Raw genomic sequence first — 24,865 nt, forward strand, 5'->3', positions numbered from 1 at the left:
AAAATAGTGTCCATCCTTGCTGGAAATTGTTGGACAGCGTAAATATTGCTACAATAATCATAAATCAAGTGTTAGCTTTTTTCGATTAATAACAGACTGGATTCTATTATTATTAGATGAAAGAAGGGGTAACATGGAAGCGGAAAAGGATCAACAAGCAGAAAATCTACACAAAACTAATGTGGAACAAGGGCTATCAGCAGAAGAGGCAGCAAAGCGGTTAGCTACGTTTGGACCGAATCGCTTTGAAGAAACAAAAAAGGCATCTTTTCTAGTCTTGGTTTGGCGGCAAGTAAACAGCTTACTTATTTATATTTTAATTGCTGCGGCAGCGATTTCAGCAATAGTCGGTGAGTGGAGCGATGCAGTCATTATTTTGCTCGTCATTGCCTTAAATGCGGTAATTGGGGTTGTTCAAGAATCAAAGGCTGAAAAAGCTTTGGAAGAATTAAAGAAGATGTCTACTCCAAAAGCTATTGTTCGTCGAGATGGAACAACACAGGAGATCCCTTCTGAAGAGGTAGTTGTTGGTGATGTTATATTACTCGATGCGGGTAGATATGTACCAGCAGATGTCAAGCTTGTTGAAACAGCAAATTTAAAAGTAGAAGAATCTTCTTTAACAGGAGAATCGTTAGCGGTCGACAAGGATGCGAACTGGCAAGCACCTAGTGAGGATGTTCCTTTAGGAGATCAGAAGAACATGGCATTTATGTCCACGCTTGCAACATATGGAAGAGGAACAGGCATTGTCGTTCGAACCGGAATGGCGACAGAAATTGGTAAAATCGCGAAGATGCTGGCAAACCAGGACAAAGAGATGACCCCACTTCAGAAAAAACTAGACGAAGTCGGAAAAGTACTCGGAATAGGTGCGATTGCCATTTCAGCAGCCATTTTTTTAATCGGATTTTTACAGGGACGCGAACTCCTCGATATGTTCCTTATTGCTGTTAGTTTAGCAGTAGCAGCTATTCCTGAGGGGCTTCCTGCTATTGTAACAATTGTACTGGCGTTAGGTGTCCAGCGAATGATAAAACAAAACGCCGTTATTCGTAAGCTGCCTGCGGTAGAGACACTTGGTGCGGTTAGTGTTATTTGTTCAGATAAAACCGGGACATTAACGCAAAATCGGATGACGGTAACAAATGTTTTTACAAATAATAACTATACCAAGTTATCTGATGTGGCGATTTCAGATCCGACCGTTGAACGGTTTATAAAAGCAATTACATTATGTAACGATGCAACGATTGATCATGAGAAAAAGACGGGTGATCCAACAGAAATTGCCTTAGTTGAAGCGGCGATGGCATTGGGATTATCCAAGCAAACGCTGGAATTAGAGCATCCTCGGGTTGATGAGCTTCCATTCGACTCGGATCGGAAAATGATGTCTACCGTTCACCAAGAGGATGGACAGCAGGTTGTATATGTCAAAGGGGCACTAGAAAGTGTTTTTCCAAAGCTTGTTTCCATTGAAATCAATGGAGTTGTACAGCCGATAACAGATGCCGATCGTGCGAAAATAATGCAGCAGGCAAATGATATGTCCGAACAAGCGTTACGTGTATTGACGGTTGCTTATAAGAAGCTTTCAGATGAGAAGAGTGGCGAAGCACTAGAGGAAGAGCTTGTATTTCTTGGATTAACAGGGATGATTGATCCACCTAGAGAGGAAGTAAAATCATCCATTGAACAGTGTAGTAATGCAGGGATTCGTGTTGTCATGATTACCGGAGATCATCAAAAGACAGCACTTGCTATTGCAAAAGAGCTGCATATTGCAGCCCATGAAGATGAAACAATGACAGGAAAAGAACTAAATGCTATTAGTGATGCAAAGCTGGAAGAAAAGGTAGACACCATTCGTGTATTTGCTCGTGTTTCTCCAGAGCACAAGGTGCGTATCGTCCAAGCACTTCGTAACCGTGGGAAAATCGTTTCGATGACAGGTGACGGGGTAAATGATGCGCCATCCTTGAAAGAAGCCGATGTTGGCGTCGCCATGGGAATCACCGGAACAGATGTTGCGAAAGGGGCAGCAGATGTTGTCTTGACCGATGATAACTTTTCGACAATAACTGCTGCTGTTGAAGAAGGACGTAACATTTATAAAAACATTAAAAAATCAATTTTGTTTTTACTTTCCTGTAATCTCGGAGAAATTGTCGCGCTTTTTATTGGAATTTTAATGGGGTGGCCTGCGCCATTAACGGCAGTGCATATTTTGTGGGTGAACCTTATTACAGATACGATGCCTGCTATTGCACTAGGGGTTGATCCAGATGATCCGGATATTATGAAAGAAAAGCCAAGGAAGGCAAGCGAAAAGATTTTCTCAAGCGAAAACATTGCGTTTAGTTTGTGGAACGGGGCGCTAATCGGGGCGCTTACGCTTTTTGCCTTTATGGAAGGGTTAAAGGTATATACAGGCTCTGAATCGTTGTTTTCCATGGATTTAAAGCATCTTTCTGGTGATGCATTAATCCATGCACAAACGATGGCATTTATTACATTAAGTGTTTCGCAGCTATTTCATTCCTTAAATTTACGGAATGAGCGGAAATCCATTTTTCAAGTGGGTCTCTTTACAAATCGGTGGTTAATTGGAGCGATACTTCTTGGACTAGTCATTCAAATTACGATTGTCAATATCCCGCTTTTCCAAGGGTTATTCGATGTTCGTTCACTAGCCCTATTAGATTGGCTATTCGTGATCGGGTTATCGATTATTCCTATCGTTGTTAATGAAATTGTGAAAGGAATCAAGCGTGTCTTTGTATAAAATATAAAGGAAATGAGACAAAGCAAGCGTATTTGTATTAAAATAAGAACACTAACACCGCAGTTTGAAAATGGGTTCGCGATCCCTGGCACGGCTCAACCCCCTCGGAAAAGAGAAGCTGCTTTTCAGAGGGGGGTTATCTCAAAAAAACACCCTAATCCATTTTCGGCAGCCCTTCTTCTTCTTGCCAATGGATGAATTCTAAAATTCCATACGCTGCTTTTCATGAGTATTCGCCACTGCATCCAAGACCTAATAGATCAGCAATCTCTCCCCACTTAAGCTTGACATTTTTATTGGATTTACCAATAATTAGTCTGTACTTCCAGGCTAAGGCGCTTTCTTCAGGTGCTGCATATATTCTGGTTTGATTCTTTTACTCACTTGCCCTCTCCTCCTATCGAAATAAGTCTGAAAATAGGTCCCTAACAGATTCATTACCGAGGATAGAGGCTTATTTAAACAGGCAAAAACTGCACCAACAAAAACGAGACCCATAAGAGTAAAATCTCTTACAGGCCTTGTTGAACTAGAAGGTGTTTAGTTTTTAATCTTCCTCTTTTGCAAATCCTTTTGAGTGCCCGTAGGTAATCATTACAAGACACGCTATTATGCCTAACAAGCCTCCAGGTCCAGTAGTGATAAAACTTGATCCTTCTGGGTAGAAAAATTTCAAGAGACCAAAAATTAACGCAATCACCCAGCCCATCATGTTGACTTTTTTAACTTTTGTCATATCCATTCTCCCAACTCATCGTCTCTAATAACTTTACAATCTTTTGTATACTGCTGGATAATTGGTCTTTTTATTGTAAGTAACAATACATATTATTCTGTGCGCGATTTGGAAAGTCCTTTATTTTTTTATAATTTCTCGTGATTTACTAAATTTAACATTCGACACAAAAATGTAGAAGATCACGCCTAAACATGACTTTCTACATTTTGTGTTTTTATGGTCTTTTATAATTCTTCCCCAGAATCTCATAACGCTTTACGTAATAGTAGCATCGCAGTTTGAAAGTGGGTTCGCTTTCCTCGGGCACGGCCTCAACTAACTCGGAAAAGAAAGTTTGCTTTTCTGAGTGGATTTTCGGCTCGCGCTGTTCCCGTAGGAGTCTCACCCATTTCAACTGCTTGATAAATTACTTCGATTTAAAATGATGCTTAAAAAGAATGAAAAATCCTTTTCTGCCAACTTGTTTATGCAGTGTGTAGGTTATTTTGAAATATAAGGATTTCCTTTTATCCAAAACCGATAAGGGTAATGCTTTGCCTTCCCGGAGTTTTCGATTCCGATGCGCGGCCCAGCTTCAATCTCTATCGGTGTTTTTCCGTTGGCGATAAATAAAGGAGGCTCTAGAAAGGATCTGCCATAATCATGCATGTCGATTCCCATCGCTTTTGTTAATTTCCCAGGTCCATTGGTAAGGCTTTTAATATCCTTTACAGGTCTGCGTTGCTGCATTAAGTCAATGCCGCAACAAGGCTCCAATGCGCGAATTAGAATCGCTTCAGGGTTTTCTATTTCTCCGCTTACGACATTAACGAGACAGTGTGTATGCATGGAGTAAGTATAGACCATGCCAGCTTTTTCAAACATAATGGCGGTCCGCTTTGTGCGCCGGTTTTTAAAGCTATGTGCTGCTTGATCGACTGCACCAAGATATGCTTCTGTTTCTACAATAATCCCAGCCGTCATTCCTTCATCTGTATTTTTTACAAGCACTTGTCCGAGCAATGCTTGCGCTAGTGGGAGAGTTGGTTGTTGATAGAATGTCTCGGGTAGAGGAGTGAAGCGCTGTTTATTATTAATCATGGTAACCTCCTTCTATGTCGAAATGGAAGATGTAGCTATAGTATGTGGGAACGCATGGAGGAAAACAAGAAATTGACTACAGAACTAAGAAAAATTATCCAAACCATGCTAAGATTAGGATAGGTGGCAATAACAAAGAAATCGGAGTTGTTTTTAATGAGAAGGAAAATGCGTAAACAAGCGGATTAGGGGACGATGCCAACGTCAGTGATTTCAAGCATACACCTACTGGTGGAAGGTGGGAGATATCCCGTCTTACAGTGGCTGGTACAATGAAAGGAAAGCTAGAATAACTAAAGGGCGCATAAAACAACTATCTCCTGAATAAAAAGAAGGTGCTTTATTGGAAATTAAGAATTTCTATCTAAAAAAAGAAGTATATGATCTAGATGATCTTTCTTTAAACGCAGATTCTTATATTGGCGGTTATAATAACGAGTATTTGGTTGAAACAATCGAAAAAAATAGAGAGAAGCATGTTGAAAATGGTATATTGATGATAGAAGGAAGTATAGTGTTTATATCGAATTATAAAGAAATTGGCAACATACCAATCTTTGATGATCTAACTACTTTATATTCCTACTATTTGAATACCATTGAAGAATACCTTGACAATGGAGAGGCTACTTTTTATTATCCAAGTCAACCAATTGAAGTAATTATAAAACAGGATATTGGTCAACAAACAGAAATAACTATAGACGAAAATTCTTTGAAGGTTAACGAACGTTTTCTATTGGAGGGTCTCCTCAATAGCTCACAACATTTTTTTGACATATTGGTGACCCGCTTAATGCTTAATAAATATCAGCATGAGCTTACTCAAATAGAATCAATTAAAAAGAGACTTACTAAATAAAATAATATAGTTTTTGAAAAAAAGCACTCTAAATAGGGTGCTTTTTCTAATCCAAAATAACTACTAGGAAGGTAATTATATGTCTTATTAAAGATGAGTTTGATCGTTCGAATCAAGTGATAGTTAACCAAGATAAATCATGTATTACTGCATCTAATTATAGCGCAAAATTTGAGTTTTCGAACTCTGGCTTAAAACACCGCAACTAATCTTAATTTTCCTTCTTGACGAATTACGCTTCAATCTATATACTACATTACAACAGTAATGCACTAACCTGCATGAAGGGAGGATGCTGGATTGAACCTGGATATAAATAGTACAAAGCCAATCTATATACAAATAGCGGAATGGATTGAGAATGAAATATTAGTTGGTCATTTTAAGACGGAGGAAAAGGTTTTTTCTCAATATAAGCTAGCAGAAGTGTTCAATATTAATCCAGCAACCGCTGCCAAAGGGCTTAATCTCCTGTCAGATGAGGGGATTTTATATACAAAGCGAGGATTAGGGAAGTTTGTAACAGCGGATGCAAAGCACATTATCCAACAAAAGCGTAAAAACGGCACATTAAAGGGGCTTATTTTAGATAGTGTGCGCGAGGCGAAACGACTGAAGGTTAGTGAGCAGGAGCTAATGGAAATGATCACCAAGGCGCATAAGGAAATAGAGGGGGATGAAGCATGAATATTGTACAATGTAACGCGGTATCAAAATCCTATGGAAACGTAGCTGCCTTGGATGAGGTTACTTTTTCCATTAAACAAGATACAATCACTGGTATCATTGGACGAAATGGCGCAGGAAAAACAACCTTATTAAAATTAATCGCGGGATATTGGAAGCATTCAAAAGGGGACATTCACGTGTTTTCGGAAAATCCGTTTAATAGCTTAACGGTTTCCGCCAATATGATTTATATCGACGATCAAATGACATTTCCAGATGCAATGCCACTTCATAGTATACTGACCGAAGCGGCACGATTTTATCCAAATTGGGATGCCAAGCTTGCGAAGCGGTTATTTGATTATTTTTCCTTTCATCCAAATCAGTTTCATGATCATTTATCAAAGGGAAAAAAGAGCACTTTTAACACGATCATTGGTCTTGCTTCTCGGTGCGCACTTACTATTTTTGATGAGCCTACAACTGGAATGGATGAAGCGGTAAGAAATGATTTTTACCGTGCCTTGCTTCGCGACTATATTGTAGCACCAAGAACAATTCTTATTTCGAGTCATCATTTAAATGAAATCGAGCATTTACTTGAAGATGTCTTACTAATAGATCGTGGTAGGGTTAAGTTGCACTTATCCATCGATGCACTCCAACAATATGCGATTGGTGTAACTGGAAATCAAGCAGTTCTTTCACAATGGGCAAATGATCAGGAAATCTTGTTTTCCAAGGACGATGGGGAAAACAGCCTTTTTTTAGTAGTAAGAAACAATGTATCAAAGGAAAAAATGGATCAGTTATTAGGGCTAGGAATAAAGCCGACGTCAATTTCACCAGCTGAACTCTGCCTGTATATGACACAACTGAAAAAAGGAGGAATTGATGATGTCTTTCGCGACGCCTAAACTAATCGATATCGTGAAAAAGCAATTTTTATTTAAATGGAAAGGGTATCGTCCTTTTTTTACAAACCTCGTTATATTGCAAGCGATAGCTATTATATTTTCTCTCGGTGGTATTGGTTCATCTTCACATGGAAGAGAAGGTGTTAATGTAAGTGAATCGATTTACTCTGCAGACTTTGTGCTCGCCTTTACCATGCTTTGGGCATTTATTGTCGCAATCCTATTGACGTCAAAAGCATATCGTGAAGCTGATTTTGTTTTTATTACGAATCGTTTTACTGCACAGCTAGCAAATGTCGCATTTTTATTTACCATAAGTGTTATTGGAGCGATTACAGCAATTTTATCAAGAAATTTGTTATGGATGATCACGTATTTTAGTTCGGATAATATTACATTCGTAAAAGAAGCAGCGCTGCATCCTTCAGAATATGTAATGGGCGGTATAGCAACCATCCTGTATGTTTTTCTCTTTAGTGCTGTCGGATATTTGCTCGGCTCTATTGTACAGATGAATAAAATGTTTGCCTTTATTTTGCCAGTCGTATTCATTGCTTTACTTATCCTTTTCGGGATGCAAGAGCAGTATCTATTATTATGGCTCCATGAATTCTATTATCAAGAAGACTCGTTTATATGGTGGTTCGTAAAGACTGGATTTACGGCTACTGCCTTCTTTATTGCTTCCTTTTACCTTTTGAACAGACAGGAGGTTAGCAAATAATGCATATTATCTTTGGATTTATGCCGATAATTATTGTGGTAGCTCTCGTTATTATAGCTGTATTTATTGGACTTAAGGTTGGTAGATCGAAAAAAACGCGTGGAAATAAATCGTTATACTTACTAGTTGGCTACGGCTTTCTGCTCGTATTGTCGACGATATTATATTATTTGTTGCCAGTAGCGGCTGAAGATCCTACACAGAAAATAGATGTAACGCAAATTCCGAATCTTTCTATGGAGGCATATGAAGGGAAGCTAGCAAATGTAGACGAGAAGTATATTACCCAGAAATGGACGTTTCCATTTGAAGGAAATCAATTAAATATCGAAGAATACTGGGGAAATGGGGACGTAATTGATGTATATTACGGAACAAGAAAGAATACGAACGAGATTGAAGTGCTACTATATGAAACCCCACTTATTATTGGTGAAAGCTTTGATGCAAGTGAGATTCGAATCGCCCCCAAAGTATCGTTGGAGGATGACCGATTATTGATTCAGCATCCGGATGCTGGAAATATTCAATTATCTCAATTTAAAAATGAATTTCCATTTAGGCAGTTTCTGAAGGGATCGAAGGGCGACTTATTTTACAGTGCCGATTTGGATTGGGATTCGGATTATTATGGCGATCGAGTTATCTATATCCGTGTTCCAGCTCGTGTCCAGCTAGAATCGAATGTGGATGAACAGTAGACCCTAACATGAAAGGAATCCTTGCAAAAAATGGGCGTTCAGCTATAATTTAGTCATTCAAATGAAGGGGGAATGGGGATGCGACTAGTAAGGCCATCAATAGAGTGGCAAATGGAGCATGAGTCGTATGTGGAAGAGTGGGGAACCGATCGGATGACACCGAGTAGCTTTCATTTAGGCGGCTATAAAAGCTATGAAGCTTATTTAGCATCCCTTCATAAGCGCGAGCGTGGTGAAGGAAAATGGCTACCAAGTACGAATTATATGCTAGTAGATGATCAAGATGTCGTTGTCGCGCTTGTAGACATTCGCCATGCGCTTAATCGGCATTTGTTAAACGTTGGCGGCCATATTGGCTATAGTACACGTCCATCAAAGCGTGGAAAAGGCTATGCAACAATCGTACTTGCAGAAGCGCTCAAGAAATGTAAAGCCCTTCAAATCGATCGCGTGCTCGTTACCTGTAATCTATCGAATACGGCTTCCGCTAGAGTAATTGAAAAAAATGGCGGAGTAGAAGCGGAACATTATGTGGAGAGCGATGGAAACGTGGTTAGGCGATTTTGGATTGATAATGGAGAATAGAATTTTTGGGAAGCTGAAGGCTTGGTTCGCACCTATTGCGATACCAAGCCTTTTTTTACAAAATCCAGCCATTATGTGTTGGGTCTTGCCGAGAAATCGCGGTAAAAAATGAAATGAAACCTTATTCATTATTTTTCGTACAAACGGGTATACATAAAATGACACGCAGATTCATTTTGCCTCGATTGAATGGAGGAAGGCTTTCAAAAAGAACTTGAGCTTTTGATTACTAATATTGTAATTGTAAATATTAGTAAGGCGACTTTCGATTACTGAACAATAGGTGTAAATGAGCCTGAACATATGATAAAAGGAGGAAGTGCACATGAAACGAACAGGAGAAATGGTGTTAGGTGTAATTGGTGTTGGGATGGATGCATTATTTATGTTGCTTGGGATAGTTGTACTCATTATTATGAACAGTGGTGTTGGTTTGTTAGAGCAGGGGATAAATGAATTGGGATATGGAGGATTTAATCAATTTCTTTATTTATTTATTAATTTAATATGGATTCCCATTGTTAGCTGTGTTATTAGTTTTGTGTTAGGCATAATTGGTCTTTTAAATTTATCCAAAAAACCAAATGTGGCAGGTGCATTTTTTATTGCTGCAACGGTTGTAAGTAGCTGGCTTATTTTTACCGGTATTGCTTTCCAATCGTTGTTATATTTGATTGCCGGAATTATGTGCTTTGTTCGCAAGCCAGATAGACCTTCCGTTTCTTTATAACCGAATAGTCCGATACAAACATAAACGGAATGGAATATGTGAATAGCACAATTCCATTCCGCAAAAAATTACTCCAAACGTGTTTTTCTTCTTCTTCTACCTAAGGTATTCACAATTAGTACACTTGCAATGGCAATGGTTCCACCTATTAATGACAGCGTATTTGGCCACTCGTTTAACCAAAACCAAGCAATAATAATTGTTAATGCGGGCTCTAAATACATCATTGGCGTAATTTTGCTCGCATCTCCTAAGGAAAGTGCAATTGCCCATGTTGCATAAGCTATCCCTGCCGGAAAGACACCGACGAAGATAGCGGCTATATGCGCTTCTGCTGTCGCAATCATCATATTTGAAAGTAAACCAGGCAAAAAAATCAGCATTGGCAATGTGCCTGCCCATGTAAAGTAAGCGGTCAACTCTATCGGATCGTAGCGTTTAAATAACGGCTTTTGAAATACGAAAAAAATAGATGTTGCTATCGTTGCAATCAGTACATAAATCGTCCCTTTCGATATTGTGAATGCGGGACCTGCAGAACCAAGTGTAATGAGTACGATGCCACTAAATCCAATCGCTAACCCGATCCAGCTGCTTGCTGCCATGCGTTCTTTTAATACAATTACTGCAATAATTGTTGTGAAAATAGGAGCTGCACCAACAATCATGGCAGCAGTCCCTGCAGTAATGGTTTGCACGCCAAAGGTAATGCCTACGTGGTATACCGTAATACCAACGAATCCAAGGAGAAATATTCGCACGGCATCTCGTATATTTGGAAGCTTAAAATGGACATGAGGCATAAGGCTATACAATCCGAAAATAGAAGAAGCAATCAAGAAGCGGACAAGCACAAGATGCTCTGGTGTGTATCCCCCTTGTAAGCTTGCTCGCACGCCTGGAAAAGCAGCCGACCAGATAACAATGGTGATAAACGCCAATACTAATGCTTTTCTATTCATTTTGCTCGCCTCCTAATCAATCGCATAATAAGAAAAAGGTATCATACTCGGTGATGTACTGGCAATCCCTATCTTCAACAATTTCTGACACTCCTAATTATGCTTCGCCTGAAAAAATCGCTAGACTTGCCTCAAAGATAGTCTATCAATTTGGATAAAATACGATATAATGAATAATTCAGGTATATGAATGAATTTTTCGAGCGTGAACCTACCAAATATTAATGCAGAGAACAGCATGAGGGAGCTTTGTTATTATGGAATTTGAGATTAACTATTTATCATTCTATGTTATCGAATTAAAGGATCAGGACGATAAACGGTATAAGCATTTTCAAACATTAGATCATTCTTTATATGAGGAAAGCCCTTTAAAAGACTTTTTAGATGGAGAATTAACAAAAATCGCCAAACGAAGAGTGGAACGACATGCGAAATCTGTCGATGCTCCAACAAAAATTGGCCGGTTTATTGTGGAGCCAGGACATGAATTAACATCAAACCCCAATTATAATCAATTCCATCGTGTGCGTTTTGCTGCCTCGACAGATGATTTTCGTATCGCAGCAGATGAGATTGCTCAAATGTATATTGAAACAAGCGCAATACGAGAAGGTGCATTAATCATTGTTTCTGCGAAGCTGACGAAGTTTTTTGATGATCCGTTTATTTTTATTTTGAAATGTGATTTTGAGCAGAAAGTAGCGCGGATCACCGATGAAGCCACTTTGATACATAATGTAGAAATGGCTATTACAACAAAAAACATGAAGTCGATTCAGTATCCATATATGCCTGAAGAGGGCATGATGGATAGTGCAGAATTAAAGGTATATCAGGCATCCCATGCACGATACTTTGAGGATTTTTTGAAATTTGTTGCCTATGAGAAGGCGATGCCGGAGATTGTCCGCAGCCAAGTGGTTGACCTTGTTCACGCACATATCGAAGAAGCATACCCTGAGGATAGTGAAGAAAAAACAAAGTTTGAAGAAGCCATTGCGGAATGGGCCATTACACCAAAACGAGAGCTGCAGGAGCGGTTTACGACAGAGGAAGTGATAGAGGCAACCTCGCATATCGTTGAATCAGCACCAGAAGTAGAACTGAAGATGAAACTTGATCATCACTCGGTACGTTCTATGCTTTCTGATTTTGGTGATACGGTTCATTTAGCAAAAGCGAATGATCGCTATGTTTTGTTAATTGAAGCGGAAGCAATCCATTTTGAAAAAGGCTTCTCACCAATTGAATTCCATAAGCCAGAACAGTTAGAAACAGTTGTGAAGCAGTTGCTGGATAAAGAATAAATTATAAAAGAGGCTGGGACAAATCCAGAACAGGTTACTTTAAAGACGAATAATAAGATTTGAAGGTAATCTAAGTGCAGTCAAAATACAGAGACTCCTGCGGGAACAGCACGAGCTGAAGATCCACTTGGTAAAGGGCTTTTCTTTACCAAGTTAGCTGAGGCCGTGCCCGCGGAAAGCGGAGTATTTTGACGAAGCGATGAGAAATGCTGTTTTTGAATACAAATAATCCGAACTTATTCGAGTGAATAGTTCGGATTTTACTATGCAGAAAATACTTTTATCCCAGCTCTTTTAGGTGTGATCTTATTTATCTTTTGTTTCATATGCTCCATATGTTTCGCCAAAGAAACGGTTATATCGTAATTTAAATTTGCCAAATACGTAAACGACGATTACTTTAAGAATGGCATAGCCTGGTATTCCAAGAATAACACCGACAATACCAAATAAATTTCCAGCGACAAGTAGTACAACAATGATTGTTAGAGGATGAATTTGCATTGTTCTTCCCATGATATTAGGAGAAATAAAATGTCCCTCTAAAAACTGCACCGCTGCCCAAACAATCGCTAGCTTTAAGAGCATAAATGGTGAATTAACGATGGCGATAATAATTGCAGGAGAAATAGCGATAATCGGACCAAGATAAGGAACGACACTTGTAATTGCTGCAACAACTGCCAACGTAATCGCATATGGCATGCCAATAATTAAATAGCCAATGAATAATAGGATACCAATACAGGAAGCGACTATGATTTGCCCTTGAATATAGGAACCTACTTGCACATCCATATTTTTCAGGATTTGTTGAAAATCATTGCGATACTTCGGTGGAAGCAATCGTAATGAATATTTTTTAAATTTGGCACCATCCTTCAATAAAAAGAAAAGGATAAATGGAAAGGTGAAAATTGCCACCATCACATGGGTCAAGGTGCTAGCAACATTGCGTATTCCTTCTACCGCTCCACCAAGGTATTCGCTTATTTTTCCAGGTAGTTCACTAAGATTTGAGGTTACCCAGCGGTAGCCCTCATCATAATATGGTCCAAGGAAGGAATGATCAACCCAAGATTTTATCCCATTGCTCATTTGCTGTAAGTACCGTGGGAAATTCGTTGCTAATTCTTTGATTTGCGCTTCAATAGCAGGTGCTGTTAATAAAACAACACCAGTCAGCAATCCACTAATTCCAAGAATAATAATGATAATCCCCCAGAGGCGTTTAATACGGAGACGTTCCAGAAAGCTAACGATGGGATTCATTAAATAATAGGCAATAAAAGCCAGAATAATAGGTGCTGCCACTGTTGAAATAATGACAATGATTGGATGAAAGATAAAAGATATTTGGTTGTAAATATAGATAGCAATCCCGATTAGGATGAATACGACAAGTCCAAAAACTAAATCACTGCCACCTAAAAATTTCATAAAGCGGCTTTCTGTATTTAATTTCATAGATATCTCCTTTATATAGAAAATAGAATGGTTTTAGATTTTTTATGTATCTATAGTATAGATGAAAGTAGGGATGGCTGTCATTATTTAGCTATAAAAAGGTTGCGAAAAGTTGTCAGAAATATTAAGCTAGTATTAACGATAAAAAGGAGGTAGGTGTAGCATGTTATATCAAGCTGTATTTGCACGCGGATATTGGACAGAGTTCTTATATTTTAGCCGTGCAAAATTTGCTGTTTCTGTTATTAACGGGATACGTATGCCCTTTTTTAACAAGTGAATAGCAAATTAAAACAGTGAAAACACTCTACCTACTTATAATATGAACGGTTAAAGAGGGCGTTTTAGACGTTCTTTTTTTATTTAAAGGATTCGTAGCCATGGGAAGTGCTGTATTTCTCATGGCTTTTTATTATGTTAATAGGAGGAACTGCAATGATATTATGTAGTTGTAATCAATTAGAAAAAACATATGGTGGGAACACCATTTTTAAAGAAATAAGCTTTGAAATTAAGGAAGGTGACCGAATTGGATTAGTTGGAAGGAATGGTAGCGGAAAAACAACGCTATTTCGATTGCTTTCTGGTGAAGATACCCCCGATTCAGGACAAATTCATTGGCGTAAGGGTATAAAAGTTGGTTATCTCGCGCAAATTCCAGAGGCTGCTCCTGATCAAACAGCACGTGATGTACTCTTAACAGCGTTTTCAGAGTTGCTCCTGATGAAGCAGGAGATGGAGAGCTTAGCAGCGAATATGAACCAAAATCATAGTGAAAAGGAAATGGAACGCTTGTTGCAGGCATACGGTCAATTACAAGATAGCTTTACGATAAAAGGTGGCTATGAAATCGAAGCAAAGCTGCAAATGGTTGTTCAAGGATTAAGTATTACCGCTTTAATGGAAAAGCGATTTACTTCTTTAAGCGGTGGAGAAAAAACAAAAATAGGCTTAGCCCTTATTCTTTTGCAAGCGCCAGATTTATTAATCTTAGATGAACCAACAAATCATTTAGATTTACAGGCAATTGAATGGTTATCAAGCTATTTAAACAATTATTCAGCAACATGTATGCTCGTTTCCCATGATCGGTATTTTTTAGACGATGTCGCAGAAAAAATTTACGATCTAGAGGATGGGGAACTAACGATATATACAACGAATTTTTCAGGATATGTAAAAGAAAAGGAGGAACGTTTATTACGAGAGTTTCAAGCTTATCAAGAGCAGCAGAAGAAGATAAAGAAAATGAAGGAAGCGATAAAACGGTTACGAGATTGGGCTAATCGAGCCAATCCCCCGAATGAAGGACTACACAAACGAGCGCGAAACATGGAGCGTGCTTTGGAACGGATGGAAAAACTGAATCGTCCTGTTATCGAGCGAAGGAAAATGCAATTCGAAATGGAAGTCACAGATCGCAGCGGTAAGGACGTGATTTTACTAGAGGATGTAACGAAGCGTTTTGGAAACCAATTACTTTATGCACATTGCACCATTCATGTGACATACCGGCAGCGAGTAGCGATTATTGGTGAAAACGGCACAGGGAAATCCACCCTCGTTCACATGATGTTACAGCAGGAGGTTCCGGATGAAGGAAAAGTGCGGCTTGGAAGCAATGTGAAAATCGGTTATTTAGCACAGCATGTGTTTACTGGGGAAACAGAGCAAACGGTGTTACAGGCGTTTCGTGAAAAAGCGAACGTTTCAGAAGGAGAAGCACGATCGATCTTAGCACGTTTTTTATTTTACGGACCAATGGTTTTTCAACTTGTTTCACAGCTTAGTGGTGGAGAGCGGATGCGTTTACGGCTTGCGCAGCTCATGCAGGAAGATACCAATTTGTTAGTGCTGGATGAACCAACAAACCATTTAGATATTGAGTCACGAGAAATATTAGAGGATGTACTTGATACGTATGAAGGCACGATTATCGCAATCTCCCATGATCGCTATTTCTTAGATAAGTTATTTGATCATATTTATTGGATCGCTAATAAGAAAGTTCGAAAATTTTCTGGTAACTATAGCTATGCGAAAAAGAAAATGGCTGAAATAGAAAGAAATAATGAACAGCCTCAGCTAAAAGAGCAAGCAAAGAAAAAAGCGCGGAATGATTGGAAAACTCCTGTTAACGAAGCACATAAACTCGAACAAGAGATAAACAGCATTGAAGCCCAGTTGGAAAAGCTGGAAGCGGCAATGGAAAATGAACAGCGCGTCGAACTGTTGCAGCAAATGCATTTGGAGAAAACAGAGCTCGAGCAAAAATGGGAGAAGCTTGTAGGACGTTTCGACTGAAAAAAAGTTCTTTAGAAGGAAGCTTTCACACCGGGTTTGTTATAATTATTGAATAAGTCAAAATTTAATGGGATTTAGGTTAAGGACTGCAGAGCAATGGGGTATAGCGAAAAAGTATTAACAAAATTCGAGAAGAGGTGGGAGAATGCAATTAGGCACTTTTTATTTGCAAATTATCAATGAGCGGTTTTCGAGCTTAAAAGACCTTGGAGAAAAAACCTTACAGCAGCTCGAAGAAAATGAATTACATTGGGTATATCATAGCTCATCAAACAGCATTGCTGTCATCGTAAAGCATTTGAGCGGGAATATGCTTTCACGGTGGACGGATTTCTTAACAACGGATGGGGAAAAACCATTTCGAAAGCGGGAACAGGAATTTGAAGCAGCGGGACTTGCTGTTGGCGAACTGATGCAGATTTGGAATGAAGGCTGGGATACGTTATTCTATGCGTTAGGACAATTAGAGGAAAAGGATCTTCTCAAAAAGATAACGATCCGAGGGGAACAGCAAACGGTCTTGGAGGCAATTGAAAGACAGCTTGCGCACTATGCCTATCATGTTGGGCAAATGGTGCTAATCGCTAAGCAATTAAAAGGGGATAATTGGGAAAGTCTTAGTATTCCAAAAGGAAAAAGTGAAGAATATTTAGAGCAAATGCTAAAAAAACATCAGCAATCATGAAACAAATATGTGAATTTTTTCAAAAAATAACTGGGTAGAGAAAAGAAGTAATTGTAACATTAGCCTCGCAGTTTGAAAATGGGTTCGCCTTCCCCGGGCACGTGCTGTTTCCGAGGGAGTCTCACCCATTTCAACTGCTCTATACATCCGTTTAATTAAATTTAAAGGATTGTCGTTCATATTTCGTTCGTGTTTTTTGGATAAAAAGATGTTATTTCTCATCTTCTTTTGATTTGAATATAAAGCCTAAAGCTGCTCTTGCTTTTTCGGTAGTTGCTTTTTTTCGTGCATGGATAATAGTGCTGTTCCTAATGCTAACACAACTAATAATCCGCCAACGGTAGCATTATGCGTCACAGAGGTATGCTCAATGACAACACCACCAACAACAGAACCAAACGCAATTCCTAAATGAAGCGCGGAGTTATTTAAGCTTTGCTGAATGTCAGACGTTTCTGGTGATGATTCAATGAGATAGCTTTGCATTGCTGGAGACACTGCCCAGCTCATCATTCCCCAAACAATCATCACAACAAGAAAGACTGGCATCGCAAATGTCGTATACGGAATCGCAAATATAGCACAGCCAAAGATTACCGTAACAACGAGAATCGTCCGTTTTGTACCAAAGATATCTGCTAGGGTTCCACCAAAGCCTCCCCCACTAACAGCGGCAACACCGAAGACGAGATAGGCCACGCTAATGGCAGTGCCTTCCATGCCCATTGTAGTTTTTAAAAAAGGAGTTAAGTAAGCATATAACACGGTATGTCCCGCTAAAAAAAGAAATGTCGTTGATTGTGCAAATAATATTTTTCTGCTTTTTAAGGTCGCAAGTTGTTTGCCGATTGGAATGGAAGGCTTTGGTTCCACTCGTTCCATAAAAAAGAATACACCAACAATAGATAAGACGGTTAATAAACTAATCATCACAAAGGGTGCACGCCAGCCAAAAGCATTTCCGAGCATTAGTCCAAGTGGTACACCGAGTACTAAAGAACCACTGACCCCCATCGATACAAGGCCAATTGCTCTGCCCCGATACTTAGGGTCCACGATCGTAGGCGCCATAACTAAGCATAAAATAATGAGAAGTGCTCCACTCATCGCTGAAATAATTCTCCCTAGGAACACAATCATATACGTAGAACTAAACAAGGTAACGATATTGCCTAGCAAAAATACAAAAAGAGATACAATAGTTAGTCGTTTTCTTTCTACTCCGGCGGTAGCAATGAGTAATACCGGTCCAGCAATGGCAAAAATTAATGAAAATATCGTAATTAATAGACCGGCTTTCCCGAGACTGATTTGCAAGTCGTCCGCAATTAAGTCAAGAATCCCGCCAATAATTAATTCGACCATACCAACAATAAAAGAAACAATCATTAAAAAGTAGACACGTTTATCCATACAGGCATTTCCTTCTTTCGCTGTTTATCATTATGTTTTGTCCACCTGTAAAACAATAGAAAGAGCCTTCTTCGCCAGGAACGAAGAGAGGCTCTTGTCTCCGAGGCAATAGGTGGCAATATTTACCCACCCTCACCCTAATCATATGTATATCCTACCCTGTTTAAAGGAAAATTACAAGAGGAACTCGTTTCCGTTTTTTTATAGGATAACGAGCAGTTGGTTGCGATAGGATTTTTAACGTGTTTATAAAGGAGATCGTTAAATGAAGCAGTGCTGTAAAACGATTGTTCCCACCATTTTAATTGGATGTTGGGTGGCAATGGTCTTAATTGACTCATTGCCGATACTTGGTATAGCGGCAATAAGTGCCAAGACGAATGATCCCCATACAAAGCAAGTTACAACGGTTCCGATTGACCAAGGGGCATTAGATGTATGGTTTGAAGGAGAAGTTCGTGTTACTTCTAAAGCTGTTCATGTGAAAGGAATGACGAACTTACTTCCAGGTTCTAAGATTCAGCTTGTTGTTAAAGGAGAAAATGCTATACTCATTCAAACAGATACACAAGCGATTGTGAATGAAAATGGCGATTTTGTATTTCATCGTAATCTACCAAAAGGTGTGAACGGAATTCTTCATGTAGAAATAGAATTTGATCCACGTTTCCAATCACGATCGATTGCACAGCATTACGAGGAAAAAATGTCTGGAAACTTCGTTCGTTTATTTAGTGAATTACATGAAATGTATAGCGTAGCTACTTTTCAGCATACGGTCTTTTTAGAGGATGAAGAAGTAACATTTCCGATAAAAGAACCAGCATGGGATATTCCAGAGGATTATGCCATGCCAGATATATGGATTGAGGTTGATTTAAAAGAGCAGGGAGCATATTTAGTTATTCAAATGAAAAGTAATATAATTGAAGGAACGTTTTTAAGAGCAAATGCCGCAATTCCAGGTTATATAACAGCTGGATTTCAAGGAACAGCATATACAAATCCAGATGGTACAGCTGTTTTTTATATGGAAAACCCACGAAAAGACCGCCGTATTAAGAATTTACAAACGTATGAAATTGTTCTATCGATGGATCCAGAGGAAGGAAAAAATGGGCAGCATGTTCGCGAACAATATGGTGAAGGTGGAGAAAAGCTATTAGGAGAGTTTGTGAAAAAAGAGCCTGACGGGAGTAAGGGAATTGAACGGAAAATAAAAGTGCAAGTCGATGAATTGTAGTCGGTTTGCCTTCGGTTGTTCTTGTGAATAATTGAAATCTATGATGATTGGTTATGCATAGGAAAAGAAATAACGCATCGTTTTTGTTATACTAGTAATAACGCATGTTCCTTAAAGGAGGCACTTTCAGTGAGTGAAGAAGTATTATTGGAAAAAGAAGCAATGCATGTATTAAAGCTTACAAGCAGAACCTTTTATATACCAATAAAATTATTAAAACAACCATTGCGAAAAACAGTAGCATCGGCATATTTATGCATGCGTGCGATTGATGAAATGGAAGATCATCCTGAGATGGATAAAGCAACAAAGCAGCATCTATTACGAGAAACGAGCCGCTTGTTATCTGGTCCTTTTGATAAAGAAGCATACCAAGCGCTAATAGAGCCACATGCGTCATTATTGCCAGAAGTAACGCTCCGTCTAGGAGATTGGATTGATTTTTGCCCACAAGAAATTGTACATAAAGTAACCGAATCGACTCGCATTATGGCAACAGGTATGGCAGATTGGGTGGAACGTGAGTGGCAGGTTAAGACGAAGGAAGATCTAGACGATTATACGTATTATGTTGCGGGTCTTGTCGGTGTCATGCTTTCAGATATTTGGAGATGGTACGATGGAACCGAAACAAATCGAGAACTGGCTATTGCCTACGGAAGAGGACTCCAAGCAGTAAATGTGTTACGAAATAAAGATGAAGATGCAGAACGAGGTGTTCGTTTCTTTCCTGACAATTGGACGCGCGCTGATATGTTTATGTATGCAGAGGACAACCTTGCTAAAGCGGATGAATATATGAAGGATATACAGACGCGGAATATCCAGTTGTTTTGCAGTATTCCGTTAGCACTTGCGAAGAAAACCCTGAAGGCATTAAAGCGCGGAGAAGAAAAAATGTCACGCCAGGAAGTCGAAGAAACCGTGGAAGAGATATTAAATAAGTGATGACAATATAGGAATACAGCATTTCTTTCTATGGGGGAAATCAGCTGTGTTCGTAAAAAAGAAGGCACGAGCAGTACAATCTATAAAAGATAGCGGTCAGGCAGATTATCATTCGATGATCTGCCTGACCTTTTTATTAGCTAAGATGTGAAAAACTAAAAGCATTGGAAGGATTGAATGCGGTCTAAGTCAATTCCAAAGTAAACCCATCTGTTTCGTTGCCACCTATAGCCTGCAATTGAGTTTCTACCGATGAAGACTGGATAAAACCAGAACGAACTTCTTCTCAGCCATATATAGGTATAACGATATAAGCAACGGCGAATCGCTCCAGGATCTACAGCAAAGGTTTGCATAGAGGGCTGCTGGGGCTCAAAGGCTGGTGGTGGACTTGTAGGTGGTCCCCCATCCATACCTCCAGGTTGCCCGGGAAAACCTCCACCTCCTGGAAATGGGGGATTTACTCCTCCAGGCTGTCCAGGGAAGCCCGGTCCACCAGGAAAAGGTGGGTAAGCAGGAGGTTGTTGTCCTGGAAAGCCTGCTCCACCTGGCCACATGCCTGGAAACATTTGATTCATCATACCAGGAAAGTTAAATTGTCTATCATCATAATCGATGTATGAAGGGTCATCATAATACATCGTTCATTGCCTCCTTTTTGATAATGCCTTACTTTACTATATGGTGAATTCGTCTAGAAAGGGATTGATTTTATCAAGAATGGGCGGACGAATGTCTATTTTTTTAAAAAATACGAAGAAGGATTGACTATCACGTTACGTGATGCTTTATAGTGTAGTGGAAAGGAGGTTCTCCCATGAAGGTGAAAGAGGTTGCAGAATTAACGGGAATAAGTGTGCGTACACTCCACCATTATGATGATATTGGATTATTATCTCCCCAAAAGATGCCGGGCTCAGGCTATCGCTTATATGAAACAAAAGATTTAGAAAAGCTACAGCAAATATTATTCTTTAGGGAGCTTGATTTTCCATTAAGGCAAATCAAAGAAATTATGATGAGCCCGCTATATGATCATGAAGAAGCACTTCGTGTGCAACGCAAAATGCTTATCGATAAGCGAAAACGGATTGATCAAATGATTACCACAATCAATCAAACGATTCAATGTGAGGAAGGAGAAATAGAGATGACAGATAAAGAACGGTTTGCAGGAATTGATTTCCGACATAATCCTTATGAGGAAGAAGCACGACAACGGTGGGGAGACACGGCAGTCGAACAGTCTAAGAAAAAGATAGCAAGTATGGGAGAGGAGGAGCAGCAAGAAATGGCACAAGCCTTCGATGCGATTTATAAAAAGCTAGCAACAGTTCGCGATGAGCCCGCTGATTCAGAAAAGGCACAAGCATATATTGAAGAATGGTTTCTCTATTTGAATCAACTTGGTTCATATTCCCTCGAAGCATTTAAAGGACTTGGTCAAATGTATGTTGATGATCCACGTTTCACAAAAAATATCGATAAATATGGAGACGGGTTAGCAGAATTTATGAAAAACGCGATGGCAGTATATGCGGAACGAAACCAAAGATAGGAATGTAAGACGCTGTGATAAAACACAGCGTCTTTTTAATCTCAATATGCTTGCGTGCTGACAAACTAGTTAAGCAGCTTTGTTCTCTGCATTTTTAGACGGTGCTTTTTGAACGTTTTCCTTTAAAGAAAAAAACAGGTTGGTATTTCTGAGAAACAGATGTAAAATTTGTTGTATATATAAAAAAGAAGCTGTAAAAGGAGAACGTCATGGCATTATTACATATACGCAATTTGGAAAAGCACCATGGGGATGTTTTGTTATTTCCAGCTTTTGATTTTACAATAGAACAAGGTGAAGTTAAGGCGATTTTCTCGAGCTTGAATGTTCGCACGGTACTTTTAGATGTTTTAATGGGTACAGAAAGTAGTCCGAACGGAAAGATTACGATTAACGATAAGGCATATGTGGATGGAAAAGCAGCTTATTTATCACAGGTCGGCTTTCTTCAGTTGAATGCAGGGATATATACACGATTAAAGGTAGATGATCAACTTAAGTTCATTCATCGGTTATATGGAAAGGATAGACAACTGCAGGAGGTTTTACAAGATGTTCAATTAGCTGAAAAACGTCATCAGGTGATTGGAAAGCTAAGTGAGTCTGAGCAAAGACGTGTACATTACGGGTCTATCCTTTTGCAAAACCCTGCACTTTATGTTTTTGAAGAGCCTGATTTGAACGTAGACGTGGAGACGAAGCGCGTGTTTATTCATCTAATAGAAAAGCTGAAAAAAGAAGGAAAAGGCGTTCTTATACTAACGAGCAATATGGAAAGCGCGATTACGGTAACAGATCATGTTTATCGATTAGATGAAAAAGGGCTGCACATGGTAAAAACCGAATCAAGCAATGCGAAATCTTTAGAGGAAGAAGTAGCAAGTGAAGAGAAAACGTTTCAATTTCATAAGATTCCTACAAAAATTAATGATAAGATGGTGCTGTTCGATCCGCCTGAAATTGATTATATTGAAAGTGTAGAAGGTCAAGTAAATTTATATATCAATGGAGATGCTTTTCCAACTAGCTTTACATTAACAGAGCTTGAAGAACGGCTCATGTATTTTGGGTTTTACCGATGTCATCGCTCTTACATCGTAAATCTGCAAAAGGTAAGAGAGGTTATTACATGGACGAGGAATAGCTATAGCTTAATTTTAGATGATAAACCTAAATCATCTATTCCGCTTTCTAAGACGAAAATGACACATTTAAAGGATATGCTCGGAGTGAAATAAGCACCATTCAACCTCTGAAATACGCTTTTCAGAGAAAATATACTGTATTCATGCGCGTTTTTCCTTATTGTATAGTTGTACAGGAAAATAACAGAGGAGGAAAAGCGTGCATAACATTATTGACGTAAAATCATTAGCAAAAATGTTTGGAAATCAAACAGCTTTAGAAAATGTTCATTTTCAAGTAAAGAAAGGGGAAACATTTGGACTTCTTGGTCCTAGTGGGTCAGGTAAAACGACAACAATTAAAATTTTAACTGGTCAGCTTGCCCCAACAGCGGGAGAAGCATATGTATTTGAAAAAGCAACATCCCATTTAAAAAAAGGGAAATACAGACAGAAAATGGGCGTTCTGACCGATAATAGTGGGCTATATGCTCGATTATCCATCTACGATAATTTAAAGCTATATGCTGATTTATATAATGTAGCAGCAAAGCGCATTGATGAAGTGCTAGATATGGTGAATTTGCGACAGGAGCAGAAAAAAATCGTATCAAAGCTTTCAAAGGGGATGCTGCAGCGTGTAACTTTAGCACGAGCATTACTGCATGAGCCAGAGCTTTTGTTTTTAGATGAGCCTACGTCAGCACTCGATCCAGTGAATTCAAAGCATATCCATGAAGGGCTTCGAAGACTAAATGAACAAGGCACAACCATTTTTTTAACGACACATGACATGTTAGAGGCGGAGCAACTTTGCGATCGGGTTGCATTGTTGCATAAAGGGATGATTCGTTTACTTGATGGACCGATGGCCCTTCGTCGCCAATTTTCAGATGGTTCGTTAGTTCTTGAACTAAAGGATGGGCGAGTAGTAAAGCTACCTGGTGGAGCTGACGGGGCAAAGGAAGTATATCAATATATGTCCACAAATAATGTCATCTCGATTCATTCGAATGAACCAACATTAGGGGATATTTTTGTTGAAGTAACGGGGAGGGAATTAATATGATGCCTTCGATGAAGCGCTTGATGGCTATATTTCAAAAAGACATAAAGGACTTATCAAAAAACATGTTTGTTTCTACTTCCGTTCTTATGCCGGTTATTTTTGCTGCTGTTTACGGGGGGATGGAAGTTGTAACACTTGAGATACACTTTCTTTCAATAAATATCGCATTTGTCATGGTTGCAGCATATATTCAATGTGCATTAATAGCAGAGGAAAAGGAAAAAAATACACTCCGCGGCTTGATGCTGTCACCAGCGACTATTCCTGAAATCCTAGCAGGAAAAAGTTTAGTGTCCTTTATTTTGACGATTATAACGATTGTTTTAAGTGCAATACTAACAGGCTATGAGCCAGCAAATTTCGTATTAATAGCGATCGCCATTATTATTTCTACGCTTTTTTATCTTGGACTAGGAACTTTATTAGGTCTACTTACCAAATCAGTTGTAGAAGCGTCAGTTGTGATCCTGCCCTTTTTCTTTATTTTTGGATTTAGTATCTTTATTGAGTTTTTAATTGAGAAGAATCCTGTTTTTGCTATCGCAGAATACATGCCCAATATTCAATTAATGGAGTTTGCAGCGAAGGTACAAGAGGGATTGGGGTTTATGGATGTTTGGTTCCATCTAATGATTATGGTTGCCTGGACCGTTGGTATAGCAATACTAGCGGTAATTACCTTTAAGAAACGTGAGATGGATTATTAGGGTAAGAATGAATTGAATATTGTATAAGTGGATAGAAGGTTGGAAAGTAATTTATATAGGATAATAGAAAGAATTTGCTTCTTATTCTGCTTAAGAAGCAGTTTATTAAGCACTTCATAAACTAAAATGGACGGCTAACACAGAATTAGCCGTCCAGGGAGTGTAAACTGAACTGTGTAAGTAGGAGAGCGTACGGCTCTTGCTTCGCAGTTCAGTTTTTTTATTGTAAGATAAAAATATAGCGATTGGGAGGTTATTCTATTGACCAAGTCAAAGCGAA

Annotated in this window: 24 protein-coding genes; 18 read left to right on the forward strand and 6 right to left on the reverse strand. The window is 39.0% G+C overall.

Annotated elements, in window-relative coordinates:
• Window positions 1–133: 133 nt before the first annotated feature.
• A complete protein-coding gene (locus QBK89_RS12615; protein ID WP_284141413.1) occupies window positions 134–2,788 on the forward strand; it encodes a calcium-translocating P-type ATPase, PMCA-type in 2,655 nt (884 codons plus the stop codon).
• 547 nt (window positions 2,789–3,335) lie between these two features.
• Here QBK89_RS12615 and QBK89_RS12620 read toward each other — a convergent pair.
• On the reverse strand, window positions 3,336–3,524 hold the full coding sequence (locus QBK89_RS12620; protein WP_284141414.1) for a hypothetical protein: 189 nt from the start codon (window positions 3,522–3,524) through the stop codon (window positions 3,336–3,338).
• A 483-nt stretch (window positions 3,525–4,007) separates the two neighbouring features.
• Window positions 4,008–4,607 carry a DNA-3-methyladenine glycosylase gene (locus QBK89_RS12625; RefSeq protein WP_284141415.1) on the reverse strand — a complete coding sequence of 200 codons (600 nt, stop codon included), beginning with the start codon at window positions 4,605–4,607 and terminating at the stop codon, window positions 4,008–4,010.
• A 343-nt stretch (window positions 4,608–4,950) separates the two neighbouring features.
• Here QBK89_RS12625 and QBK89_RS12630 point away from each other — a divergent pair, with 343 nt between their 5' ends.
• From QBK89_RS12630 to QBK89_RS12660, 7 genes are all read left to right on the forward strand, one after another.
• Window positions 4,951–5,469 carry a hypothetical protein gene (locus QBK89_RS12630; protein WP_284141416.1) on the forward strand — a complete coding sequence of 173 codons (519 nt, stop codon included), beginning with the start codon at window positions 4,951–4,953 and terminating at the stop codon, window positions 5,467–5,469.
• Between the two features lie 300 nt (window positions 5,470–5,769).
• A complete protein-coding gene (locus QBK89_RS12635; RefSeq protein WP_284141417.1) occupies window positions 5,770–6,156 on the forward strand; it encodes a GntR family transcriptional regulator in 387 nt (128 codons plus the stop codon).
• Complete coding sequence (locus tag QBK89_RS12640) at window positions 6,153–7,055, forward strand: ATP-binding cassette domain-containing protein (RefSeq protein WP_284141418.1); 903 nt, start codon at window positions 6,153–6,155, stop codon at window positions 7,053–7,055. The genes QBK89_RS12635 and QBK89_RS12640 overlap by 4 nt, the downstream gene beginning before the upstream one ends.
• Window positions 7,036–7,779: a hypothetical protein gene (locus QBK89_RS12645; protein ID WP_284141419.1), complete on the forward strand. Its 744-nt coding sequence runs from the start codon at window positions 7,036–7,038 to the stop codon at window positions 7,777–7,779. Before QBK89_RS12640 ends, QBK89_RS12645 begins: the two co-directional genes overlap by 20 nt.
• Window positions 7,779–8,480, forward strand: a complete 702-nt coding sequence (locus QBK89_RS12650) for a hypothetical protein (RefSeq protein ID WP_284141420.1) — start codon at window positions 7,779–7,781, stop codon at window positions 8,478–8,480. Before QBK89_RS12645 ends, QBK89_RS12650 begins: the two co-directional genes overlap by 1 nt.
• A gap of 78 nt (window positions 8,481–8,558) precedes the next feature.
• A complete protein-coding gene (locus tag QBK89_RS12655) occupies window positions 8,559–9,065 on the forward strand; it encodes a GNAT family N-acetyltransferase (RefSeq protein WP_284141421.1) in 507 nt (168 codons plus the stop codon).
• A gap of 325 nt (window positions 9,066–9,390) precedes the next feature.
• Window positions 9,391–9,795 (forward strand): DUF4064 domain-containing protein, encoded by a 405-nt coding sequence (locus QBK89_RS12660; RefSeq protein ID WP_284141422.1) that lies wholly within the window; start codon window positions 9,391–9,393, stop codon window positions 9,793–9,795.
• Window positions 9,796–9,863: 68 nt separating this feature from the next.
• On the opposite strand, the gene QBK89_RS12665 is transcribed toward QBK89_RS12660, so the two are convergent.
• Window positions 9,864–10,757: a DMT family transporter gene (locus QBK89_RS12665; protein ID WP_284141423.1), complete on the reverse strand. Its 894-nt coding sequence runs from the start codon at window positions 10,755–10,757 to the stop codon at window positions 9,864–9,866.
• Between the two features lie 257 nt (window positions 10,758–11,014).
• On the opposite strand from QBK89_RS12665, the gene QBK89_RS12670 reads away from it, so the two are divergent.
• On the forward strand, window positions 11,015–12,067 hold the full coding sequence (locus QBK89_RS12670) for a DUF3900 domain-containing protein (RefSeq protein WP_284141424.1): 1,053 nt from the start codon (window positions 11,015–11,017) through the stop codon (window positions 12,065–12,067).
• 306 nt (window positions 12,068–12,373) lie between these two features.
• Here QBK89_RS12670 and QBK89_RS12675 read toward each other — a convergent pair whose 3' ends face one another.
• Window positions 12,374–13,534, reverse strand: coding sequence for an AI-2E family transporter (locus QBK89_RS12675; protein WP_284141425.1), 1,161 nt, complete (start codon window positions 13,532–13,534; stop codon window positions 12,374–12,376).
• Between the two features lie 163 nt (window positions 13,535–13,697).
• Between QBK89_RS12675 and QBK89_RS12680 the strand changes: the two genes are divergently transcribed.
• From QBK89_RS12680 to QBK89_RS12690, 3 genes are all read left to right on the forward strand, one after another.
• On the forward strand, window positions 13,698–13,814 hold the full coding sequence (locus QBK89_RS12680; RefSeq protein WP_284141426.1) for an RAxF-45 family protein: 117 nt from the start codon (window positions 13,698–13,700) through the stop codon (window positions 13,812–13,814).
• 155 nt (window positions 13,815–13,969) lie between these two features.
• Window positions 13,970–15,838 carry a ribosomal protection-like ABC-F family protein gene (gene abc-f / locus QBK89_RS12685; RefSeq protein ID WP_284141427.1) on the forward strand — a complete coding sequence of 623 codons (1,869 nt, stop codon included), beginning with the start codon at window positions 13,970–13,972 and terminating at the stop codon, window positions 15,836–15,838.
• 145 nt (window positions 15,839–15,983) lie between these two features.
• Complete coding sequence (locus tag QBK89_RS12690; RefSeq protein ID WP_284141428.1) at window positions 15,984–16,523, forward strand: DUF1572 family protein; 540 nt, start codon at window positions 15,984–15,986, stop codon at window positions 16,521–16,523.
• A gap of 246 nt (window positions 16,524–16,769) precedes the next feature.
• Here QBK89_RS12690 and QBK89_RS12695 read toward each other — a convergent pair whose 3' ends face one another.
• Window positions 16,770–17,936, reverse strand: coding sequence for an MFS transporter (locus QBK89_RS12695; RefSeq protein WP_284141429.1), 1,167 nt, complete (start codon window positions 17,934–17,936; stop codon window positions 16,770–16,772).
• Between the two features lie 265 nt (window positions 17,937–18,201).
• Here QBK89_RS12695 and QBK89_RS12700 point away from each other — a divergent pair, with 265 nt between their 5' ends.
• Both QBK89_RS12700 and QBK89_RS12705 read left to right on the forward strand, forming a co-directional pair.
• Complete coding sequence (locus QBK89_RS12700) at window positions 18,202–19,179, forward strand: hypothetical protein (RefSeq protein ID WP_284141430.1); 978 nt, start codon at window positions 18,202–18,204, stop codon at window positions 19,177–19,179.
• A 129-nt stretch (window positions 19,180–19,308) separates the two neighbouring features.
• Complete coding sequence (locus QBK89_RS12705; RefSeq protein WP_284141431.1) at window positions 19,309–20,127, forward strand: squalene/phytoene synthase family protein; 819 nt, start codon at window positions 19,309–19,311, stop codon at window positions 20,125–20,127.
• Between the two features lie 155 nt (window positions 20,128–20,282).
• On the opposite strand, the gene QBK89_RS12710 is transcribed toward QBK89_RS12705, so the two are convergent.
• Window positions 20,283–20,768, reverse strand: a complete 486-nt coding sequence (locus QBK89_RS12710) for a hypothetical protein (RefSeq protein ID WP_284141432.1) — start codon at window positions 20,766–20,768, stop codon at window positions 20,283–20,285.
• Between the two features lie 176 nt (window positions 20,769–20,944).
• On the opposite strand from QBK89_RS12710, the gene QBK89_RS12715 reads away from it, so the two are divergent.
• From QBK89_RS12715 to QBK89_RS12730, 4 genes are all read left to right on the forward strand, one after another.
• A complete protein-coding gene (locus QBK89_RS12715; protein ID WP_284141433.1) occupies window positions 20,945–21,685 on the forward strand; it encodes a MerR family transcriptional regulator in 741 nt (246 codons plus the stop codon).
• Window positions 21,686–21,894: 209 nt separating this feature from the next.
• On the forward strand, window positions 21,895–22,923 hold the full coding sequence (locus QBK89_RS12720) for a LytTR family transcriptional regulator DNA-binding domain-containing protein (RefSeq protein WP_284141434.1): 1,029 nt from the start codon (window positions 21,895–21,897) through the stop codon (window positions 22,921–22,923).
• 106 nt (window positions 22,924–23,029) lie between these two features.
• Window positions 23,030–23,878 carry an ABC transporter ATP-binding protein gene (locus tag QBK89_RS12725; protein ID WP_284141435.1) on the forward strand — a complete coding sequence of 283 codons (849 nt, stop codon included), beginning with the start codon at window positions 23,030–23,032 and terminating at the stop codon, window positions 23,876–23,878.
• Entirely contained in the window at window positions 23,875–24,585 is a 711-nt protein-coding gene (locus QBK89_RS12730; protein ID WP_284141436.1) for an ABC transporter permease, read from the forward strand. Before QBK89_RS12725 ends, QBK89_RS12730 begins: the two co-directional genes overlap by 4 nt.
• The last annotated feature ends 280 nt before the right edge of the window (window positions 24,586–24,865 follow it).

It is taken from the genome of Virgibacillus sp. LDC-1 (assembly GCF_030137545.1).
GTDB lineage: Bacteria > Bacillota > Bacilli > Bacillales > Amphibacillaceae > LDC-1.

Bases quoted from the DNA above. Each gene is read 5' to 3' on its own strand.
- QBK89_RS12615 (WP_284141413.1), top strand. From the start codon at position 134: ATGGAAGCGGAAAAGGATCAACAAGCAGAAAATCTACACAAAACTAAT.
- QBK89_RS12620 (WP_284141414.1), bottom strand. From the start codon at position 3,524: ATGACAAAAGTTAAAAAAGTCAACATGATGGGCTGGGTGATTGCGTTA.
- QBK89_RS12625 (WP_284141415.1), bottom strand. From the start codon at position 4,607: ATGATTAATAATAAACAGCGCTTCACTCCTCTACCCGAGACATTCTAT.
- QBK89_RS12640 (WP_284141418.1), top strand. From the start codon at position 6,153: ATGAATATTGTACAATGTAACGCGGTATCAAAATCCTATGGAAACGTA.
- QBK89_RS12645 (WP_284141419.1), top strand. From the start codon at position 7,036: ATGTCTTTCGCGACGCCTAAACTAATCGATATCGTGAAAAAGCAATTT.
- QBK89_RS12650 (WP_284141420.1), top strand. From the start codon at position 7,779: ATGCATATTATCTTTGGATTTATGCCGATAATTATTGTGGTAGCTCTC.
- QBK89_RS12655 (WP_284141421.1), top strand. From the start codon at position 8,559: ATGCGACTAGTAAGGCCATCAATAGAGTGGCAAATGGAGCATGAGTCG.
- QBK89_RS12660 (WP_284141422.1), top strand. From the start codon at position 9,391: ATGAAACGAACAGGAGAAATGGTGTTAGGTGTAATTGGTGTTGGGATG.
- QBK89_RS12665 (WP_284141423.1), bottom strand. From the start codon at position 10,757: ATGAATAGAAAAGCATTAGTATTGGCGTTTATCACCATTGTTATCTGG.
- QBK89_RS12670 (WP_284141424.1), top strand. From the start codon at position 11,015: ATGGAATTTGAGATTAACTATTTATCATTCTATGTTATCGAATTAAAG.
- QBK89_RS12675 (WP_284141425.1), bottom strand. From the start codon at position 13,534: ATGAAATTAAATACAGAAAGCCGCTTTATGAAATTTTTAGGTGGCAGT.
- QBK89_RS12680 (WP_284141426.1), top strand. From the start codon at position 13,698: ATGTTATATCAAGCTGTATTTGCACGCGGATATTGGACAGAGTTCTTA.
- abc-f (WP_284141427.1), top strand. From the start codon at position 13,970: ATGATATTATGTAGTTGTAATCAATTAGAAAAAACATATGGTGGGAAC.
- QBK89_RS12690 (WP_284141428.1), top strand. From the start codon at position 15,984: ATGCAATTAGGCACTTTTTATTTGCAAATTATCAATGAGCGGTTTTCG.
- QBK89_RS12695 (WP_284141429.1), bottom strand. From the start codon at position 17,936: ATGGATAAACGTGTCTACTTTTTAATGATTGTTTCTTTTATTGTTGGT.
- QBK89_RS12700 (WP_284141430.1), top strand. From the start codon at position 18,202: ATGAAGCAGTGCTGTAAAACGATTGTTCCCACCATTTTAATTGGATGT.
- QBK89_RS12710 (WP_284141432.1), bottom strand. From the start codon at position 20,768: ATGTATTATGATGACCCTTCATACATCGATTATGATGATAGACAATTT.
- QBK89_RS12715 (WP_284141433.1), top strand. From the start codon at position 20,945: ATGAAGGTGAAAGAGGTTGCAGAATTAACGGGAATAAGTGTGCGTACA.
- QBK89_RS12720 (WP_284141434.1), top strand. From the start codon at position 21,895: ATGGCATTATTACATATACGCAATTTGGAAAAGCACCATGGGGATGTT.
- QBK89_RS12730 (WP_284141436.1), top strand. From the start codon at position 23,875: ATGATGCCTTCGATGAAGCGCTTGATGGCTATATTTCAAAAAGACATA.